The sequence below is a fragment of the Rathayibacter sp. Leaf185 genome (assembly GCF_001423885.1).
Classification (GTDB): domain Bacteria; phylum Actinomycetota; class Actinomycetes; order Actinomycetales; family Microbacteriaceae; genus Rathayibacter.
This window is the reverse complement of the sequence record NZ_LMPP01000006.1, coordinates 78,142-96,439: the sequence shown is the minus strand read 5'-3', so window position 1 is coordinate 96,439 and position 18,298 is coordinate 78,142. Positions and strand designations below refer to the sequence as shown.

Sequence of the window (18,298 nt, the reverse complement as noted above, 5' to 3'; positions counted from 1 at the left end):
CCGTCCTCGGACCCTACGCCCGCACGCTCCTCGCGGCGACACCCTTGCGCGTCAGGCGCGAAGGGTCTCGCTCGGGAGCTCGCCGAAGCGCTGCGCGTACTGCTGGGCGAAGCGGCCGCCGCCGACGAAGCCCCATCGGGCGGCGACGTCGCCGACGACGAGCGAGCCGGGGTCGCCCGCGACGAGCTCCTCGCGCGCGCGGTCGAGCCGGACGGCGCGCAGGTAGTGGCGCGGCGACTGCTCGAAGGCGCGCTGGAACGCGAGCTGGACCCCGCGGACGGTGAGGCCGGCCGCGTCGGCGATGTCGGCGACTCCGAGGGGCAGATCGGCGTTGGCGTGCACGAACTCGACGGCCCGCCGCAGCCGGCGCCCGCTCACCGCGGGCAGGGCCGGGGGCAGCGGGGCGACGCGGTGGGCGAAGGTCTGGAGCATCGCCTCGGCGGCGATGCGGTGGGCCGCGTCGCGCTGCAGGGCGGACGGCGGGGTCGGGGAGGCGAGAGTGTCGCGGAGGAGGCGGACGGCCGCCCACCAGCGCGCGGTGTCGCCGGGTGTCGGCGCGAATCGGAGGGGACCGGGCGCGGTCCCGTGCCGCTCGGCGGCGATGCGCTCGAGGTAGGCCGCCTCGATGTGCACCAGGGCGTCGCGGTACTCGTGAGCGTCGAAGCCGAACGGGCGGCCTGTCGGGAAGACCGCCGGCCGCCCGATCGCGAGACGGTTCTCGTCGCGGCCGATGTCGACCGCGGCCCGTCCCTGCGTGAGCCAGAGCACGACATAGACGTCTCCGGGATCGACCGCGCCGCGCACCGATCCGAGGAACGACGCCGAGTGCAGGCTGACGGGGCCGGGAGGGGTCGAGGCGTAGCGGTACGAGAACGGCACGCGCGAGCGCTCGGCGCGGAAGCCGGAGCCGTTGTAGCCGCGCGCGTAGAAGTCGCGGGCCTCGTCGAGGTCGTTCCCGCGGAAGTCGGAGTGCCAGTTCGGCTGCCGCGACAACGGGAGGGAACTCATCCCGACAGTCTCGCAGCCACCCCTGACATCGAGCCGAGCACGGCTGCCGAGCCGGTCGGCGTCAGGGCACGAGTCCCCGGTGCATCCAGAACAGGCCGAGCGCGGCGACGGCGGCCGTCTCGAGGATCGCTCCCGAGCGCACCATGTCCGCGACCTCGGCGTCCGAGAACCAGCGCTGCACCATGTCGGACTCGGTGGCCTCGCGCTCGTGCTCCCCGTGCTCGAGATCCTCGGCGAGGTAGATCTCGACGGCCTGCGCGACAAATCCGTAGGCCTCGCTCAGGCGCCCGAGGTGCTGGAGGCGGCCGGCGCGCAGCCCCGTCTCCTCGCGCAGCTCGGCGCGGGCGAGCGCTGTCGCGTCTCCGCCGGCCGACCCGTGCGGCCAGCCGCCCGCGGGGAACTCCCACGCGCGCCGCCCGATCGGGTACCGGTACTGCTCGACGAGCCAGAAGCCGTCGCGCTCGCGCGGCAGCACGAGCGCGTAGTCGGCGCGCTCGACGACCGAGTAGACGCCGGTGCTCCCGCCGGGCCAGAGGACCTCGTCCTCACGGACCCGGATCCACGGCGTCTCGTAGGCGACCCGGCTCGACAGCTGCTCGACGACGCCCGGAGAAGCGTCCTCGGAACGCGCATCGGGGCCGCTCGAACCGAGCGACCCCGATGGTGACGGTGCTTCAGGCACGCTTCTGGTGCTGCTCCTCGACGAAGTCGGTGTCGTCGCCCTCGTCGTCCGAGGGGTCGATCCACTTCGAGTAGTCCGGCTCGTCCGGGTGGCTGAGCTCGCGCTCGAGCGCACTGTAATCGACCGTTGGGCTGAACGACTTCAGCTCCCGAGCGATCTTGGTGTTCTTTGCCTTCTGACGGCCGCGCCCCATGGGTGACCCCCTCACGATGACAGGCCAGACGGGCGGTGAGCCAGCTGGGGAAAAGAAGCAGACAGAGAAGAATGAAATCTAGCCGGTAGTTTAGCAGACAGGGCATCCGCCACTCCGGCCCTGACTCGTCGGGCCGCCTCGGCCCCTCGACCCCGTTGGGAGCACCGTGACCCGTGCGCTCGCTCCGCGCTCCGCCGCTGCGCACCCGGTCGTGGTCATCGGCGCGGGCCAGGCGGGCCTCTCGGTGGCCTACTACCTGCGCCGTCTCGGCCTCGTCCCGGGCACCGACTTCGTCGTCCTCGACCGCGGGCCGCGGGCGGGTGGGGCCTGGCAGTTCCGGTGGGAGGCGCTGCGACTCGGCTCTGCTCACCGCGTGCACGATCTGCCCGGGATGGACCGCCTCGGCCTGTCGTTCGCGACGGCCGACCGCCGCCGGCCCGCCAGGGACGTCGTCAGCGAGTACTACGGGCGCTACGAGGACGAGTACGGACTCGTCGTGCGGCGGCCGGAGGCGGTGCGCAGCGTCAGCAGTGCGACGCCGGGCGACCGCACGGCAGAACTCGTCGTCGAGACGGATCACTCGACCCAGCGGGCGCGGATTCTCGTCAACGCGACGGGCACGTGGGGCTCGCCCTTCGTGCCGTACTACCCCGGACGCGAGCGGTTCCGCGGTGCGCAGATCGACACCAGCGAGTACGTGCGGGCAGAGGACTTCGCCGGACAGCAGGTGGTCGTCGTCGGCGGCGGCACCTCGGCGATCGGGTTCCTCCTCGAGCTGGAGCGGGTGGCCCGCTCGGTGACCTGGGCGACGCGGCGCCCGGTCCGCTACCACGACGGCGAGCAGCTCGCGCTGAACTCGGCGGTGGAGGCCGTGGCCGAGCAGGACAGTGCGGCCCGGGCCGGTCGCGCCCTGCCGAGCATCGTCGGCGGCACCGGTGTGCAGCGCACCCGGCGGGTCGTCGCGGGCATCGAGCGGGGGATCCTCCGGGAGCGCGGGATGTTCAGTGCGCTCGAGGAGGACGGCGTGCGCTGGCCCGACGGCTCGTTCAGCCGCGCCGACGCGATCATCTGGGCCACCGGGTTCCGCCCCGAGCTGCGGCACCTGGCGCCGCTCGGCCTGCGCGAGCGCGAGGGCGGAGTCGCCGTGGCCGACGGCGCCTCGCTCACGGACCCGCGGGTGTTCTTCGCGGGCTACGGTCCGACGGCGTCGACGATCGGCGCCAATCGCTCCGGGCGGAGGATCGCGCGCGCGGTCGTCGCCCGGCTGTCCTGACGCGCACCATCAGCTGAGAGGGGGGTGCCTCCGCTGTGGAGGGAGGGACCCCTTCCTCAGCTGATGTTCTGCGTGTCGATCGGCACGTCGACGCCGCGATAGCGGATCCCGTGCACGCGCAGCGGCCCCGCGAGGGCGGGCGAGAGCGGCGTGACCCCGAGTGAGTCGTCTCCGGGCCTCAGGCCGAGCGCGGCGGTCAGCACGGCGATCGCGGCGGCGGCCGACCAGGCTTGCGGACGGCACGACGACGGGTACGGGACGGGAGCGGCACCGAGCGGATCTCCGGAGTGCAGCTCGGGCATCCGGTAGCCGAAGCCCTCGGCGGCGGCGAGCAGCCCGCGTGACAGGGTCGTCGCCTCCGCCCCGAAGCCCTCGCGGGTGAGCCCCGTGACGGCGATGGCCGTGTCGTGGGCCCACACCGAGCCTCCGTGGTACGAGAGCGGCCAGTAGCCGGCGGAGTCGGTCGACAGGGTGCGCAGGCCGTAGCCGGAGTCGAGCTCGGGGGAGACCAGGAGCTCGGCGACCCGCGTCGCGTGCTCGGTCGAGAGGATGCCGGTGCCGAGCAGGTGCCCGATGTTGCTGGTCACGGTGTCGACGGGGCGCTTCCTCGCGTCGAGGGCGATCGCGGGGAAGCCCCCGTCGGGAGTCGGGATCCAGAACGACTCGGCGAAGCGCTGCTTCAGCGCGGCGGCGTACTCGCGCCACGGTGCGCCGTCGCGACCGAAGCGCTCGAGCAGCGCCGCGCCTCCGACGGCCGCCTCGTAGGCGTAGGCCTGCACCTCGCACAGGGCGATCGGCCCCTCGGCGAGGGTGCCGTCGCGCCACTGGATCGAGTCGCCCGAGTCCTTCCAGCCCTGGTTGGCGAGGCCGTGGCCGGTGGTGTCGACGTACTCGAGCAGGCCGTCGCCGTCGGAGTCGCCGTCGTCGCGGAGCCAGCGCAGCGCCTCCTCGAGCGCGGGCAGCAGCGCTTCGACCTCGTCGTCGGCCAGCCCCCAGCGCCAGGAGTCGTGCAGGAGGCACACCCAGAGCGCGGTGGCGTCGACCGTGCCGTAGTAGAGCGGTGGCAGGGAGACGCCCTCGCCCGGGATATCGAGGGTGGTCGCCCTCAGCTCGTGCATGATCTTGCCGGGCTGCTCGGCCGTCTCGGGATCGTCGCGGGTGCCCTGGAGACCGGCGAGGACGCGGAGGGTCGAGCCGGCGAGCTCCGTGCCGAGCGGGAGGAGCATCCGCGCCGCCCAGATCGAGTCGCGGCCGAAGAGGGTGAAGAACCAGGGCGCGCCCGCGGCGAGGAACGTCTCATCCGGGCGCGCGACGGTGACCATCCGCAGGGCGTCGAGATCGTCGAGGGCGGCGCGGCACCAGGAGGCGAGGCGCGAATCGCCCGACTCGACGCTCGCACCGGTCCACTCGGCGTCGCCGGGGGCGGCGGCCACGACCGCGGCGGAGTCGTCCATCTCGACGCTCCACGAGACTTCGACCGCCCCGCGTGCGGGCACGACGACGTCCCACGCGAGCACCGCCTCCGCGCCGCCCTCGATCGTGGCGCCCTCGGCGCGCACGACGGCCCGGGTGGTGCCGTGGCGCCACTCGAGGGAGCCGTCGCCGCGAGCGGTCTCGATCGTGACGTCGTCGCGCAGTCCGGCCTTCACCACGTGGACGAGCGAGAAGTCGGCCTCGAGCGCGAGCTCGACGCGCGTGGCGACGGGCTCGGGCAGGGCCGACTCGAGTCGGACGGTCTCGTGCAGCGACCCGGCCGCGATCGTGCGCGAGCGGATCACGCGGATCCGCGGGTCGGCCGAGGCGTCGTCGAGGTGCCGGAGGAGCCCGGTGAAGCGGGCGGAGGAGGCGCCGTCGCGCCCTGTCGCGATCGGCTCCGGAGCCCGTCCCCCGACGACCAGACGTGCGCCCGACAGGACCCGGACGTCGCCGTGGTAGAGCCCGTGGACGGGTGGGCCGCCGAGGTCTCCGGCGTCGTCGCACCAGAGCTGCGACGGGGCGCGGAGCAGGACGACGGCGTCATGGAGGAGCGGCTGGAGCGGACGGTCGTCGTGCTCGGTCGTCACGGGCGACTCCTCACTGAATCGTCGGCACTGAATCGTCATCGTCGGCACTGAATCGTCGGTCGGGTGAGGTGCCGGCGGTCACCCGGTTGACACCACCGCGGTCGGAGGTAATGTAGCACTCGAATTGGATCGATCAAATCCCGCGATGCCCGCTGGGATTTGAACGATCGAACCGTCGAGGAGGACGCATGGCACTGCCGACCGTCGCAGACGTCGCCCGCGCCGCTGGAGTGTCGCGGCAGACCGTCTCGAACGTGCTCAACAGCCCCGCGATCGTCCGCGACGCCACGCGCGAGCGGGTCGAGGCGGCGATCGCCGACCTGAACTACCGACCGCACGCCTCCGCCCGCCGCCTGCGCACCCGCAAGTCCGGCACCATCGGTGTCCGGATGGACCGCGTGCTCGACGGAGTGTCCGGCAGCCTCCTCGACCGCTTCCTGCACGCCGTGACCGAGCAGGCCGACGAGCGCGGGATGCGCATCCTGCTCTACACCGCACGGACGCCGGAGGAGGAGATCGCGCAGATCGGCCGCCTGCGCGACGGCGCCGACGTCGACGCCTTCGTGCTCACCTCCACCTTCTACGGCGACCCGCGCACGGCCTGGCTGATCGCCGAGGGGGTGCCCTTCGTCACCTTCGGCCGGCCCTGGGGAGTCGACGACGAGAACGACCCGCAGCACCTGTGGGTCGACGTCGACGGCGCCTCCGGAGTCGCGCAGGCGACCGAACACCTGGTCGCCGAGGGCTGCACCCGCATCGCGTTCCTCGGCTGGCCCGACGGATCCGCGACCGGTGACGACCGGCGCAACGGCTGGGAGCGGGTGCTCCGCGAGCGACTGCCCGGCGTGCCCCTGACGCTCGCCACGGCCGAGGACGACGTGCAGCGCGCGCGGTCGGCGGCGATCGCGCTGCTCCGCGGCGACTCCGGGATCGACGGCCTCGTCTGCGCCTCCGACTCGCTGGCCCTCGGCGCGTCGATGGCGGCCGTCGCGGTCGGCCGGGCGCAGCTGCCGATCGTCGGCTTCGACAACACCCCGGTCGCCGCGGCGGTCGGGCTCTCGAGCGTCGATCAGGACCTCGGCGCGGTCGCGGCCGGAGCGCTGGAGCTGCTGCTCGGCGAGCACGGCGATGACATCGTCCACCGCGACCTCGCCCCGGGCGAGGCGCACCGCCTGATCGAGCCGCACCTCGTCGTGCGGACGCCCCTGCACCAGCACTGATCGCACCAGCACTGATCGCACCAGCACTGATCGCACCAGCACTGACCCGCCCGGCCGCGCCCGAAGCGGCCATCCCCACACGAAAGGCTCCGACCATGACACCCACCCACACCGCGGCACGATGGGGTGCCGTACTGATCGCGACCGCGACGATGCTCAGCCTCGCCGCCTGCTCGAGCGGCGGCGATTCCGGCGGCTCGAGCGACTCCGCCGGTCTCACCGTGATGATCGGCTCCTCCGGGGACGCCGAGACCACCGCCGTCACCGACGCGGTCACCAGCTGGGGCGAGGAGAACGGCACGAGCGTCGACGTGGTCGCCGCGAGCGACCTCACCCAGCAGCTCGGCCAGGGCTTCTCGGGCGGCAACCCGCCCGACCTCTTCTACATGAGCTGGGACCAGTTCCAGACCTACGCGAGCAACCGCTACCTCGAGCCCTACGCGCAGGACTCCTCGAACGCCGACGCCTTCTACCCGGCGCTGCGCGACGCGTTCACCTACGACGACCAGTTCTACTGCGAGCCCAAGGACTTCTCGACGCTCGGCCTGGTCATCAACACCGACCTCTGGGCAGCGGCCGGCCTCACCGACGCCGACATCCCCACCGACTGGGCGTCGCTCGAGTCCGCCGCGACGACGCTGACGGCGAACGGCGTCACCGGGCTCTCGTTCGGCGCCGAGTACGCCCGCATCGGCACGTTCATGAACCAGGCCGACGGCTCCCTGCTGTCGGAGGACGGCCAGACGGTCACCGCGGACACCCCGGAGAACGTCGCAGGCCTCACCGAGGTCAAGACGCTGCTGACGGCCGGGACGCTGAAGTTCCCGGCCGACCTCGACTCCGGCTGGTCGGGTGAGGCGTTCGGCAAGGGCGCCGCCGCGATGGTCATCGAGGGCCCCTGGATCAACGGTGCGCTCGCGGCCGACTACCCCGACGTGAACTACACCGTCGCCGAGCTCCCCGCCGGCCCGGGCGGGAAGTCGACGTTCACGTTCAGCAACTGCTGGGGCATCCCGGTCGGCAGCGACACCGCCGAGCAGACCGAGTCGCTCGTCGCCGCGCTGACCTCCGACGAGCAGCAGCTCGCCTTCTCCGACGCGTTCGGCGTGATCCCGTCGACCGAGACCGGAGCGGCGGAGTACGCGACGAAGTACCCCGAGAACGCGGCCTTCGTCTCGGGCAACGACTACGCGGTCAGCCCGGTCGCGTTCGCCGGCGCCGCCACCGTGATCACCGACTTCAACTCGGCGCTCGAGGGCCTGGCGACGGGCGATCCGGAGGCGATCCTCGCGGATCTGCAGACGAACCTGCAGGACGCGCTCGACACCGCGAACGCGAAGTAGCCCGACTCCGGGGGGCGGCGGACCCGACCGCCGCCTCCCGGACCCCCAGCATCACGACCGTCGAAGGAGACGCATCGATGAGCACCACCGTCGCCGCGCGGAGTCGCCGTTCCGGCATCCGCGGGCACGAGGCCCGCTACGGCTGGCTCTTCACCCTGCCGGCGATCCTGGTGATCGGCGTGTTCCTGGTCGTCCCGATCGGGCTCGCCCTCTGGGTGAGCGTCAGCAACTGGAACGGGCTCGGCTCGCCGCTGGGCCCGACCGCGCAGTTCGTCGGCGCCGACAACTACCGCGCCGTGCTGCTCGACTCCGGTCTCGCGCAGAAGGACTTCGGCACCGCGATCCGCAACAACGTCTACTACGTGCTGCTCGTCGTGCCGCTGCAGACCGCGCTCGCACTGTTCCTCGCGGTGCAGGTCAACCGGCGGATCCTGCGCGGGCGCGGCTTCTTCCGCACCGCGTTCTACTTCCCCTCGGTCACCTCGTCGATCGCGATCACCGTGATCTTCCTCTTCCTCTTCAGCGCCTCGGGCGTCGTCAACGCCGTGCTCGGCTGGTTCGGGGCCGACGGGCCGACCTGGATGGCGGACCCGACCGGCGTGCTGCACACCCTGCTCGGCTCTCTCGGGATCGACGGCTCGGGCTCCACCGCCGCCGGCCCGCTCGGGCTCACCTGGTGGGACTGGCTGTCGGGACCCTCCGTCGCGATGTGCGTGCTGATCACGATGGCGATCTTCACCACTTCGGGAACGTTCATGCTGCTGTTCCTCGCAGCGCTGCAGAACATCGGCGCCGAGATCGACGAGGCGGCGCTCATGGACGGCGCGGGTCCCCTCCGGAAGTTCTTCTCGGTGACGCTGCCGATGCTGCGGCCGACGCTCTTCACGGTGCTCACCCTGGGCCTCATCGGCACCTGGCAGGTGTTCGACCAGATCTACCTGACCGGAGGCGGATCGCCCGGCAAGACGCTGCTCACCCCGGCCTACCTCGCCTACGAGTCCTCGTTCACCGATCTGCGCTGGGGCCAGGGCGCCGCGATCGCCTTCATCCTGTTCTTCATCATCGTCGTCCTCACGCTGCTGCAGCGCGCGCTCCTCCGGGAGAAGGGCGAGCCGCGCAAGCGCCTGGGCCGCTCTGCTCGCGCCGACGCCGCGACGACCCTCACCACGGGAGGTGTGCGATGAGCACGCTCGTGTCCGACCGCACCGAGGTCCCGCCCCGGGAGGAGCCTCCCGCCCGCGTCCCGCACCGTCGCGTCCGCCTCGGCGCCCGCGGTCGCGCGTCGCTCATCGGCGGCTACCTGCTGCTGATCGGGCTCGCGCTGGTCTACATCTACCCGTTCCTCATCTCGGTGGCGTCGTCGTTCAAGACCGACTCCGACGCGACCGCGAACCCGCTGTCCCTGCTGCCCGCGACCTGGTCGTTCGCCTCCTACGAGCGCCTCTTCACCGACGTGCCGCTGCCGCTCTGGACGCTGAACTCGGTGATCGTGACGGTGTTCGTGACCGTCGGCCGCGTCTTCTTCGACTCGCTCGCGGGGTACGCGCTCTCGCGGCTGCGCTTCCGCGGTCGCGGGCTGCTGTTCGCCCTCTTCATCGGCGTGATGAGCGTGCCCGCCGTGGTGCTGCTGATCCCGCGATTCCTGATCCTCAAGCAGCTGGGCCTCTACGACAGCTACGCCGGGATGATCGTGCCGCTGATCGTCGACGCGGCGGGCATCTTCATCATGAAGCAGTTCTTCGACTCGATCCCGCTGTCGATCGAGGAGGCCGCCCGGATCGACGGGGCGGGAGTGTTCCGCACCTTCCGGTCGATCGTGGTGCCGATGGCGCGTCCGGCGATCGTGACGCTGTTCATCCTGTCGTTCCAGGGCTCGTGGAACGAGTTCTCGCACTTCGTGGTGTCGCGGCAGTCGCCGGAGCTGAACACCCTGACCACCGGGGTCGCCTCGCTGGTGTCGGGGCAGCTGGGCACTGGCAACCAGTACCCGCTGCAGCTCGCAGCCGCGGTACTGATGTCGATCCCGGTCGCCGTGCTGTTCTTCGTCTTCCAGAAGCGGATCATGAACACGACCGAGGGCGCCGAGAAGGGCTGACGCCGGCGTCCGCCAGCGGGGACGACGGAGGGGGCGCCCCGCCGCAGCGGAGCGCCCCCTCCGGGCCGTGGCGCTCTACTCGGCGAGGAACTCGAGGACGACCCGGTTCCACTCCTCCGCGTGGCTCACGTTGACGCCGTGCGGGGCGCCCGCGACGACGTACAGCTCGGAGCCGGGGATCGCGGCGTGCGTGCGTGCACCGGAGCCCTCGAACGGCACGGTGCCGTCGCCGTCGCCGTGGATGACCAGCGCGGGGACCGAGACGTTCGGCAGGTCCTCACGGAAGTCGGTGGTCGCGAACGCGGTCATGCAGGCCAGCGCCGCGTGCTTGGACGACTGCTTCGCAAGGGCGAGCGCGTCCTGACGCTGCGCCTCCGTGACCTTCAGGACGCCGTCGACCGAGAAGAACTCGGTCGTGAACTGGTCGTAGAAGGCGTCCTGGTCCTTCGTGAGGCCGGCCGTCATCTCGGCGGCCGCCGACTTCTCGAGCGGGCCCTCCGGGTTGTCGTCGGTCTTCATCAGGTACGGCGGCACCGCGGAGGCGAAGACGACGCTGTGCAGACGCTCGGCGCCGTACTTCGAGAAGTAGCGGGCGACCTCGCCGCCGCCCATCGAGAAGCCGACGAGGGTGACGTCCTGCAGGTCGAGCTCGGTGAGCAGCGTGTGCAGATCCTCGGTCAGGGTGTCGTAGGTGTAGCCGGTCAGCGGCTTGTCGCTGCGTCCGAAGCCGCGGCGGTCGTAGGTGACGACGCGGTATCCGGCGGCCGTGAGGGCCGGGACCTGCTCGCTCCAGGACTCGCCCGAGAGGGGCCAGCCGTGGATCAGGACGATCGGACGGCCCGAGCCGCCGGTGTCGTCGACGTGGAGGTCGGTGTCCTTGAAGAGTCCGTGGTGGGCGGTGATCTCTGCCATGAGTCGTGCTCCTTCCGGCGCCGTGCCTCGGCGTCATGGTGTGTTCGAAGGAGCGTGACGGCGCGGATGGGGAGGAGGCTGGGAGGGGAGGGACCCTTGACAGCCCCTCCCCGGACTGGTTACACGATCGCGTCGACCGCGGCGAGGATCTCCTCGGTCTCGGTGCGCGTCGTGTAGTCGACGTGGACGTCGGCGAACCGCACGACTCCGGCTTCGTCGAGCACCAGCACCGTCGGGAACGGGATCGCGGCGGTGTCGTCGGCGTTGGAGTCCTTGACCGCGAAGCCGAGCCGGGTGTGCGCGTCGATGGCGGCCTCGCTCGGGGCGGTGACGATGCCGAGCTCGGCCGCCAGCACGTTCCCCGGGTCGGTGACGACGGTGAAGCCGAGCTCGCCGTCCGCGACCGATGCGGAGGCGTCGGCCGTCTGCGGGCTGACGGCTACCAGGGTGACGCCGCGCTCCGCGAGCTCGGGGGCGAGGGTGGCGTTGTAGTGGCGCAGGGTGAGGTTGCAGTACGGGCACCAGGCGCCGCGGTAGAACACGAGCACCGCCGCTCCCCGGCCGAGGACGGAGGCGAGGTGGACGGTCTCGCCGCCGGCGGTCACGACCGTCGCGCTCGGCAGCCGGTCGCCGACCGAGACGGCGCCGTCGGGGACTCCGCTGGACACCAGGTCGGCCTGCTCGGCCGCGAAGACCGCGGCGAGCTCGTCGCCGATGGTCTCGGTGAAGCCGGTGGTGAACTCGGCGGACTGGGCGCCGATCGTCGAGGTGGTCTGCTCGGTGGGCATCGTCGTCTCCGTCCGGGCGGCCGTCGATCGGCCGTCCCCGGCGCGATCGTAGGAGCGACGCCTCCGATTCACCCCGGGAAGGGTCACAAACCGTCACGGGGTGAGCCGGCCAGCACCGCGGTGAGGAGGCTCTCGAGAGCGCTGCCGAGCCCGGCACGGCTCGGCTCGTCGGGGTCGCGCGGGCCGTCGAGGATCGCGTTGGCCGTGGCGATGAGCACCGGGAGCGCCGGGGAGGCGAGGACGGCCGGCTCCGGGGCGGGGCCGGGTCTGCGGCTCAGCAGCTCGAGGCGAGCGCTCGGCGCTGCGGTCGTGAGGGTCGCGGAGGCGGGGAGCGCGGCGAGCCGGCCCCTCCCGAGCTCGGCGGTCGCCCCGCCCTGCGTCGTGAACGTGACGACGCCCTCGAGCGGGACAACGAGCAGCGTCGCCCCGGCATCCGATCCCGCGCGTCGCAGTTCCGCGGCGGTGAGCCAGAGGCGGCGGAGGACCACGCCGGGCGTCGTCCACTCCTGCGGGACGAGGGTGAGGGCTGGGGCGTGCCCGGCCAGCACCCCGCGGGCCAGCAGCCAGTCGCGAGCGGCGGAGTCGCGCAGGGGCGTCGATGAGGAGTGCGCTGTCACGATGGCTCCCTGTCGAGTCGCGGTACCGCAGATGAGGAACTGTCAGTTTAGCGCTGACCATACCGGCGAGGTCGATATCCGCCTGCGAACGAACGAGATGCCGCTCGGGTCGCGCGGAACGCGACCGGAACGGCATCTCAGGAGGGAGCGCGGGCTACTGGAATCCGCCTCCGCGGTCCTCCGGGTCCTCGATCGGATCGGAGTCGGGGGTGTCGAGCGTGTAGGTCACGTGGACCGACTCGCCGACCTCCTTCGCGGCGACGGAGGTGTAGACCAGGTGCGTCTCCTGGCCGTCGACGGCCGCATAGACGTCGACCTCCTTCTCGTAGCCGCCCTCGGTGCTGACACGGGTCTCGGTCTGGCCGTCGAACGGCCCGCCCTGGAAGAAGGCGAGATAGCTCTCGCCCTCGGAGAGTTCGCGGATGTCGTTGCTCATGCCCCTAGTCCTACCACTGCGGGCCGAGCATCCGCGCGGCCTTGCCATCGGCCCGGGGGCGAGCGCGAGAACGTAGGATGACGGGGATGACGATCGGACGCCGCACCTTCCTGTCGGGAGCCGCCACGGGCATCGGCGTCCTGGTCCTCGCGGGGTGCACGCCGCCGCGTCCGACGCCGACCCGATCCGTCACGAAGGCGCCGGTCCCCACTCCGAGCACGACCGCCGTCCCCACCCCCGCGGCCTTCGTCCGCTCCGCCTGGGGCACCGACGCGTACTCGCTCGGCTCCGCCTCCTTCCTCCCCGTCGGAGCGACCCCCGAGCACCGCGACGACCTCGCGCAGAACGTGCTCGACCGGCTCTTCTTCGCGGGCGAGGCCACCGACACCGAGGCGCCGGCCACACTGCAGGGCGCGTGGAACTCGGGTGTGCGCGCGGCGGGCGAGATCGCCGCGATCGCCGACGACGGCGAGCGGATCGCGATCATCGGCGCGGGTCTGGCCGGCGCGGTCGCCGCGCGCCGCCTCCTCGACGCCGGCTACGACGTGACTCTGGTCGAGGCGCGCGACCGGGTCGGCGGGCGCATCGCCACCTCGACGCCCGACGACTGGCCGATCGCGGTCGACTCCGGCGCCTGGGCGCTGACCGAGGCCGGCCCGGCGCTGCGCGAGAGCGTGCTCGACGCGGGCATCGCCCTGTCGTCGATCGATCTCGAGACCGTCCGCTCCGTCACCGCCGACGGCGCCGACCTCGACGCCGAGGAGACCGGCCCCGAGGCCCTCACCCGCGCGCTCGAGTGGGGCGCCGAGCAGCCCGAGGACCTCCCGCTCGCCGAGGCGTTCGCGGGCTCGGGCGCGCCCGACCCGGCGAGTGCCGAGCCGGGCAGCGGTGACGGCGACGCGCAGCGGGTCGCCGCCTACCTCGCCGGAGGCGCCGCGCTGCGCACCGGGGCGGCGCCCGCCGAGCTGTCGGCCTGGTACGGGCTGGGCGACGCCTCCGCCGCGACCACCGCGGAGGACGTGAGCGACGCCTCCGACAGCACCGTCGCGAACGGACTCGCGCCCCTGGTCGAGACGCTGCTCGAGGATGTCGAGGTGTCGCTCCGAGCCGCCGTCAGCGGCATCGGCTACGACGAGGACGGCGCGAGCGTGCGCCTGGCGACGGGGGAGTCGTTCACGGCCGACCGCGTCCTGATCACCGTGCCGATCGGGGTGCTCAAGAGCGACGCGATCGCGTTCGACCCGGCCCTGCCGTTCGCGCACCGCGCGGCGATCGCGGCACTGGGCTCCGGAGTCGTCGAGTCGCTCTGGCTCCGCTTCGACGAGCCGTTCTGGGACGTCGACGCGGTGACAGCCTCGCGCTGGTCGCTCGTGGGCTCGGAGGCGGGCATCACCGAGTGGGTCAACCTGCAGCCGGTCACCGGCGAGGCCGTGCTCGTCGGACTCTTCGGGGCCGATCAGGCGCTGTCGCTGCAGGCGCTGAGCGACGACGAGCTGCTCACGGTCGCGCAGACGGCGCTGGAGCCGTTCGCGACCGTCGCCGGCTGACGAGCTCGCGCAGCCTCGCGAACGGGCCCCGCCACTCCGCCGCGCGGGGGGCACCGAGCGGTCGCACCCGGCTGAGCGCGACGACGAACGCCGCGATGCCCGAGATGAGCCCGAGCACGATCACGTCGTACAGCACGAAGGCGACGGGGCCGTCGACCTGCCCCGGATCGAGGAAGAAGTAGGGGTACCAGCCGATCAGCGCCCCGCGGACGAGCGTGATGACGCCCCAGACGACCGGGAAGCCGAGGACGGTGAGGGCGGCGCGCCAGCGGACCGGCTGCCGGCCAGGGGCCAGGATCCAGTCGAGGACCGCCAGGGTCGGGATGACGAAGTGCAGGAGCGCGCTCGACCAGGGCACGTCGACGCGCACCCCGCGGTTGTTCGCCTCCACCGCGATGAGTCCGAAGACGATCCCCGAGACGACGATGTAGGTCAGCACCAGCGCGCGCACGCCGCTCAGCCAGCGCGGTTCGCGCTCGCGAGCGAGGGTGGCGAGCCCCGAGAGGGCGAGCACGACGACTCCGGCCATGTTGGACTGCGTCGTGAAGTACGCGAAGAAGTTGTCGATCTGGAAGGCGCGGAAGCCGAGCGTGTAGAGGAAGTCGGCGACGAGCCCGACGACTCCGATGCCCGCGAGAGCGAGCCGGAGGATCGCGAACGCCTTCCGCACACCGCTCCGATCCGTCGCACCCCGCCCGGTGGGGCCGGACCATCGTGCGATTCTACGGTCGCGCCGCTCGGAGCTCCCCGCGATCGGTCGACCGCGGGCGGGGTGTCCGGGATACCGTGCACTATGCCGTTCACCCCCAGCCACGCCGTCGTCGCGCTGGCGTTCTCGAACGGGCGGATCCCTGCCGCCGCAGTGGCCGTCGGCGCCATGACTCCCGATATCGGGCTCTACCTGCCGGTGCGGTGGGCGCGGGAGTCGACGCACTCGCTCCTCGGCGTCGTGACGGTCGACCTGCTCCTCGGCGCCGTCTGCCTCGTGCTGTGGAACCTGCTGCTCGCCCCGGCCTGGCGCGACCTCGCCCCCTGGATCGTGCGGGTGCGCCTCCGCCCGCCCGCGCCGCGGCCGAGGGGTGCGCGCGCGTGGGTCTCGGCGCTGCTCCTGGCGGCGGCGGGGCTCGTGATCGGATCGGCGAGTCACGTGCTGTGGGACGGCTTCACGCACCTGGGTGGTCCGTTCGTGGCGGCGGCGCCGTTCCTCCTGGAGCAGATCGGCCCGTTCCCCGCCTACAAGTGGGCGCAGTACGCGAGTGGAGTGCTCGGGCTGCTCGGCCTCGTGATCGGCGCGGCGGTCTGGTACGTCACGCGGAAGCCGCACCTGATCGGGACCGACGCGCGAGGGCCCGCCCGTCTCGCCGCCTGGACCGCCGTGCTCGCGGCGGCGGTCGTGCCGGCCGGCGTCGTGCTCGCGGGCACCGGCCTCGACCCGTTCGAGGAGGCGTACCGCTCGTACGTCGTCGACGCGGCGATCCTCGTCGTCACCTGGAGCGTCGTGGCGATCGTCGGCGTGGCGGTGCTGTGGCGCCTCGGCTTCTCGTCGGCGACCCGTCCGGCGGCGCCTCGTCCAGAAGTGGGCGCGGATCCGTCGTGAGGAGGATGCGGCGGTGCATAGCCCGCCGATACCGTCGAGGTGGCCCGTTGGGGCGGGCCGCCTTCGGGGGAAGGCACAAGGGGAAATCGAGGGCCCGCAGGCTGAGCCGCGGGCCCTCTACCTCTGCCCGCTGACGAGCGGCTCTGCCCGCTGAGGGCGGCGTCGGTCGGCTGCCCGGTCAGCGGCGCTTGGCGCGATTGCGCGCGGCAGCCGAGGGCCGCTCCGCGGGCCTGCGCGGTGCGCCCTCGCCCGCGGCACCCTTGGGGAGCACCGAGGCGGGCGGGATCGGGCGGCGCGTCACCGGGCGGATCGGCTCGCCGCGGCGCGTCTGCCCGGGGATCGGGCGCGAGCGGCGTCCGTAGATCACCTCGGAGGAGTCGAGCAGCCACGGCACCAGCGCCACCGTCACTCCGTGCACGAGCAGCAGCTTCTGGCGGATCCGCCGCGACTTGTGGTTGTGGAGGGGCGTCTCCCACCAGTGCCCGACGATGTACTGCGGCATGTAGACGGTGATGATCTCGGAGCCGTGCTCGAGGCGGTGCGCCTTGATGTACTTGATCAGCGGGTACGAGATGTCGCGGTAGGGCGAGGCGATGCAGCGCAGCGGCACCTCGATGTCCATGCTCGCCCAGTCGGCCTTGAGCTGCGCGGTCTGCGCGTCGTCGATGGAGGAGTGCACCGCCTCCAGGCTCTCGTGCCGCGCGGCGATCGCGTAGTCGAGCGCCTTGAGGGTCGGCTTGTTCATCCGGCCGACGAGCACGATCGCGTGGTCGCCGTTGGCTCCGAAGGTCGTGGTCGGGTCGACCTCGATCTCCTTCTCGACATCGCGGTAGTAGCGGTACACGCCCGCCATCAGGAAGCCGAGGATCGGCATCACGAGGTAGACGAGCCAGGCCCCGTGGGTGAACTTCGTGATCGTGACGACGACGAGCACGGCGAAGGTGAGGGTGGCGCCGAAGAGGTTGATGCCGAGGCTCGTGTAGACGGTGCGGGAGCCCTCCCCGTTCTTGATCATCCGGATCCAGTGCTTCACCATGCCCGACTGGCCCAGGGTGAAGGAGACGAAGACGCCGATGATGTAGAGCTGCACCAGGCTGGTCAGCGACGCCTGGTAGACGAGCAGGATGATCGCGGCGACGAGCGCCAGGATGATCACTCCATTGGAGTAGATGAGGCGGTCGCCGCGGGTGTTCAGCGACTTGGGTGCGTAGCCGTCGCGGGCGAGCACCGAGCCCAGCAGCGGGAAGCCGTTGAAGGCCGTGTTGGCGGCGAGCAGCAGCACTGCGGCGGTGGCGGCCTGGATCACGAAGAAGAGGATCGTGTTGTTGCCGAAGGTGGCGGCGGCGACCTGGGCGATCACCGAGCGCTGCGGAGTCGTCTCGCAGTTCGCGAAGCCGACCAGATCGCAGGCCCGCTCGGCGTAGTGCACGTTCGAGAGCAGGGCGAGAGCGGTGAGCCCGACGAAGAGGGTGATGGCGATCGTGCCCATCGCGACGAGCGTGCGCTGCGCGTTCTTGACCTTGGGGACGCGGAAGGCGGGGACGCCGTTCGAGATGGCCTCGACTCCGGTGAGGGCGGCGCATCCGCTCGCGAACGAGCGCAGCAGGAGGAGGACGACCGCGGCCTGCGTGAGCTGCTCGCCCTCGACGGTGAAGCCGGCCGACTCGGACACCGGGGTGTCGCCGAAGGCGGTGCGGGCGAGTCCGACGACGACCATCACGAAGACGCTCGCGACGAAGAGGTAGGTGGGGACGGCGAAGGCCTTGCTCGACTCCGAGACGCCGCGGAGGTTCACCGCGGCGAGGAGCACCACGAAGAGGATCGCCAGCTCGACCCGGAGCGGGGCGAGCTCGGGCACCGCCGAGATGATGTTGTCGACTCCGGAGGCGACCGACACGGCCACCGTGAGGACGTAGTCGACGAGGAGCGCCGCGGCGACGGTCAGCCCCGCGGTCTCGCCGATGTTGGTGCGCGCGACCTCGTAGTCACCGCCTCCCGACGGGTACGCCTTGATCAGCTGCCGGTAGCTCAGGACGACCACGACGAGCAGGACGACGACGCAGCCGGCGACCCAGGGAGCGAAGGTGAGGAACGAGAGCCCGCCGAGCAGCAGGATCATCAGCAGCTCCTGCGGCGCGTAGGCCACGGAGGAGAGGGGGTCGCTCGCGAAGATGGGGAGCGCGAGGCGCTTCTGCAGCAGCTGCCCCTCGAGCTTGTCGCTCGGCAGCGGCTCACCGATGAAGAAGTGCTTCGCGGTGCGGAGCTCGTTCGGATCGGTGGGTAATTCCTCCGCGTCGGACGGAGGGGCCTCGTGTGTCACGAGCGACGACACTACTCCGCGCGAAGGGCGAGTCAAGCCGCGTGGACGCGGGGCGAAAGGTCGCTGAACCCGCGCTGTGACCGGGGCTTTCGAGGGCCGGGCATCGGAGTGTCCCGAGGGGTGCCGTGGACGGTCATCAATTGTGGGACAGGGGGTCAAATCACCCCCGTACTGGGGTCAGCCCCGATGCTGTGAAACGACCCG

At 71.9% G+C, this 18,298-nt stretch carries 17 protein-coding genes; 7 read left to right on the top strand and 10 right to left on the bottom strand.

Going from position 1 to position 18,298, the window contains the following annotated elements; translation table 11 throughout:
• Positions 1-51: 51 nt before the first annotated feature.
• From ASG06_RS17025 to ASG06_RS17015, 3 genes are all read right to left on the bottom strand, one after another.
• Positions 52-1,008, bottom strand: coding sequence for an AraC family transcriptional regulator (locus tag ASG06_RS17025; protein ID WP_082499338.1), 957 nt, complete (start codon positions 1,006-1,008; stop codon positions 52-54).
• A 61-nt stretch (positions 1,009-1,069) separates the two neighbouring features.
• The gene (locus tag ASG06_RS17020) at positions 1,070-1,690 is read right to left on the bottom strand and encodes an NUDIX domain-containing protein (protein WP_197409448.1); all 621 of its coding nucleotides are present in this window, start codon (positions 1,688-1,690) and stop codon (positions 1,070-1,072) included.
• Positions 1,683-1,883: a DUF3073 domain-containing protein gene (locus ASG06_RS17015; RefSeq protein WP_056044798.1), complete on the bottom strand. Its 201-nt coding sequence runs from the start codon at positions 1,881-1,883 to the stop codon at positions 1,683-1,685. Before ASG06_RS17015 ends, ASG06_RS17020 begins: the two co-directional genes overlap by 8 nt.
• 166 nt (positions 1,884-2,049) lie before the next feature.
• Between ASG06_RS17015 and ASG06_RS17010 the strand changes: the two genes are divergently transcribed.
• Positions 2,050-3,156 carry an NAD(P)-binding domain-containing protein gene (locus ASG06_RS17010; protein ID WP_056044795.1) on the top strand — a complete coding sequence of 369 codons (1,107 nt, stop codon included), beginning with the start codon at positions 2,050-2,052 and terminating at the stop codon, positions 3,154-3,156.
• Positions 3,157-3,212: 56 nt separating this feature from the next.
• On the opposite strand, the gene ASG06_RS17005 is transcribed toward ASG06_RS17010, so the two are convergent.
• Positions 3,213-5,219 (bottom strand): amylo-alpha-1,6-glucosidase, encoded by a 2,007-nt coding sequence (locus ASG06_RS17005; protein WP_231727807.1) that lies wholly within the window; start codon positions 5,217-5,219, stop codon positions 3,213-3,215.
• A 188-nt stretch (positions 5,220-5,407) separates the two neighbouring features.
• Between ASG06_RS17005 and ASG06_RS17000 the strand changes: the two genes are divergently transcribed.
• From ASG06_RS17000 to ASG06_RS16985, 4 genes are all read left to right on the top strand, one after another.
• The gene (locus ASG06_RS17000; RefSeq protein ID WP_056044793.1) at positions 5,408-6,439 is read left to right on the top strand and encodes a LacI family DNA-binding transcriptional regulator; all 1,032 of its coding nucleotides are present in this window, start codon (positions 5,408-5,410) and stop codon (positions 6,437-6,439) included.
• A gap of 95 nt (positions 6,440-6,534) precedes the next feature.
• Positions 6,535-7,782: a sugar ABC transporter substrate-binding protein gene (locus ASG06_RS16995; RefSeq protein WP_056044791.1), complete on the top strand. Its 1,248-nt coding sequence runs from the start codon at positions 6,535-6,537 to the stop codon at positions 7,780-7,782.
• Positions 7,783-7,859: 77 nt separating this feature from the next.
• Positions 7,860-8,966: a carbohydrate ABC transporter permease gene (locus tag ASG06_RS16990; protein ID WP_056044790.1), complete on the top strand. Its 1,107-nt coding sequence runs from the start codon at positions 7,860-7,862 to the stop codon at positions 8,964-8,966.
• Positions 8,963-9,877, top strand: coding sequence for a carbohydrate ABC transporter permease (locus ASG06_RS16985; protein WP_056044788.1), 915 nt, complete (start codon positions 8,963-8,965; stop codon positions 9,875-9,877). The genes ASG06_RS16990 and ASG06_RS16985 overlap by 4 nt, the downstream gene beginning before the upstream one ends.
• Positions 9,878-9,952: 75 nt before the next feature.
• On the opposite strand, the gene ASG06_RS16980 is transcribed toward ASG06_RS16985, so the two are convergent.
• The 4 genes from ASG06_RS16980 to ASG06_RS16965 form a co-directional block, all read right to left on the bottom strand.
• On the bottom strand, positions 9,953-10,789 hold the full coding sequence (locus ASG06_RS16980) for an alpha/beta fold hydrolase (RefSeq protein ID WP_056044787.1): 837 nt from the start codon (positions 10,787-10,789) through the stop codon (positions 9,953-9,955).
• Between the two features lie 119 nt (positions 10,790-10,908).
• On the bottom strand, positions 10,909-11,577 hold the full coding sequence (locus ASG06_RS16975; RefSeq protein WP_056044785.1) for a peroxiredoxin-like family protein: 669 nt from the start codon (positions 11,575-11,577) through the stop codon (positions 10,909-10,911).
• Positions 11,578-11,660: 83 nt separating this feature from the next.
• Entirely contained in the window at positions 11,661-12,194 is a 534-nt protein-coding gene (locus tag ASG06_RS16970) for a hypothetical protein (RefSeq protein WP_056044784.1), read from the bottom strand.
• A gap of 154 nt (positions 12,195-12,348) precedes the next feature.
• Positions 12,349-12,630 carry a hypothetical protein gene (locus ASG06_RS16965; protein WP_056044781.1) on the bottom strand — a complete coding sequence of 94 codons (282 nt, stop codon included), beginning with the start codon at positions 12,628-12,630 and terminating at the stop codon, positions 12,349-12,351.
• An 86-nt stretch (positions 12,631-12,716) separates the two neighbouring features.
• On the opposite strand from ASG06_RS16965, the gene ASG06_RS16960 reads away from it, so the two are divergent.
• A complete protein-coding gene (locus ASG06_RS16960; protein ID WP_056044779.1) occupies positions 12,717-14,177 on the top strand; it encodes a flavin monoamine oxidase family protein in 1,461 nt (486 codons plus the stop codon).
• On the opposite strand, the gene ASG06_RS16955 is transcribed toward ASG06_RS16960, so the two are convergent.
• Positions 14,128-14,847, bottom strand: coding sequence for a Pr6Pr family membrane protein (locus tag ASG06_RS16955; RefSeq protein ID WP_056044777.1), 720 nt, complete (start codon positions 14,845-14,847; stop codon positions 14,128-14,130). The genes ASG06_RS16960 and ASG06_RS16955 overlap by 50 nt on opposite strands.
• A 123-nt stretch (positions 14,848-14,970) precedes the next feature.
• Here ASG06_RS16955 and ASG06_RS16950 point away from each other — a divergent pair, with 123 nt between their 5' ends.
• On the top strand, positions 14,971-15,774 hold the full coding sequence (locus tag ASG06_RS16950) for a DUF4184 family protein (protein ID WP_056044775.1): 804 nt from the start codon (positions 14,971-14,973) through the stop codon (positions 15,772-15,774).
• A gap of 178 nt (positions 15,775-15,952) precedes the next feature.
• Here the strand turns inward: ASG06_RS16950 and ASG06_RS16945 are convergent, their stop codons facing one another.
• Positions 15,953-18,013, bottom strand: a complete 2,061-nt coding sequence (locus ASG06_RS16945) for an APC family permease (RefSeq protein WP_156466031.1) — start codon at positions 18,011-18,013, stop codon at positions 15,953-15,955.
• Positions 18,014-18,298 lie beyond the last annotated feature (285 nt).

What these genes read in the sequence shown, in the direction of transcription:
- ASG06_RS17025 (WP_082499338.1), bottom strand. Translation starts at nt 1,008, where the DNA reads ATGAGTTCCCTCCCGTTGTCGCGGCAGCCGAACTGGCACTCCGACTTC.
- ASG06_RS17015 (WP_056044798.1), bottom strand. Translation starts at nt 1,883, where the DNA reads ATGGGGCGCGGCCGTCAGAAGGCAAAGAACACCAAGATCGCTCGGGAG.
- ASG06_RS17000 (WP_056044793.1), top strand. Translation starts at nt 5,408, where the DNA reads ATGGCACTGCCGACCGTCGCAGACGTCGCCCGCGCCGCTGGAGTGTCG.
- ASG06_RS16995 (WP_056044791.1), top strand. Translation starts at nt 6,535, where the DNA reads ATGACACCCACCCACACCGCGGCACGATGGGGTGCCGTACTGATCGCG.
- ASG06_RS16990 (WP_056044790.1), top strand. Translation starts at nt 7,860, where the DNA reads ATGAGCACCACCGTCGCCGCGCGGAGTCGCCGTTCCGGCATCCGCGGG.
- ASG06_RS16985 (WP_056044788.1), top strand. Translation starts at nt 8,963, where the DNA reads ATGAGCACGCTCGTGTCCGACCGCACCGAGGTCCCGCCCCGGGAGGAG.
- ASG06_RS16980 (WP_056044787.1), bottom strand. Translation starts at nt 10,789, where the DNA reads ATGGCAGAGATCACCGCCCACCACGGACTCTTCAAGGACACCGACCTC.
- ASG06_RS16975 (WP_056044785.1), bottom strand. Translation starts at nt 11,577, where the DNA reads ATGCCCACCGAGCAGACCACCTCGACGATCGGCGCCCAGTCCGCCGAG.
- ASG06_RS16965 (WP_056044781.1), bottom strand. Translation starts at nt 12,630, where the DNA reads ATGAGCAACGACATCCGCGAACTCTCCGAGGGCGAGAGCTATCTCGCC.
- ASG06_RS16960 (WP_056044779.1), top strand. Translation starts at nt 12,717, where the DNA reads ATGACGATCGGACGCCGCACCTTCCTGTCGGGAGCCGCCACGGGCATC.
- ASG06_RS16950 (WP_056044775.1), top strand. Translation starts at nt 14,971, where the DNA reads ATGCCGTTCACCCCCAGCCACGCCGTCGTCGCGCTGGCGTTCTCGAAC.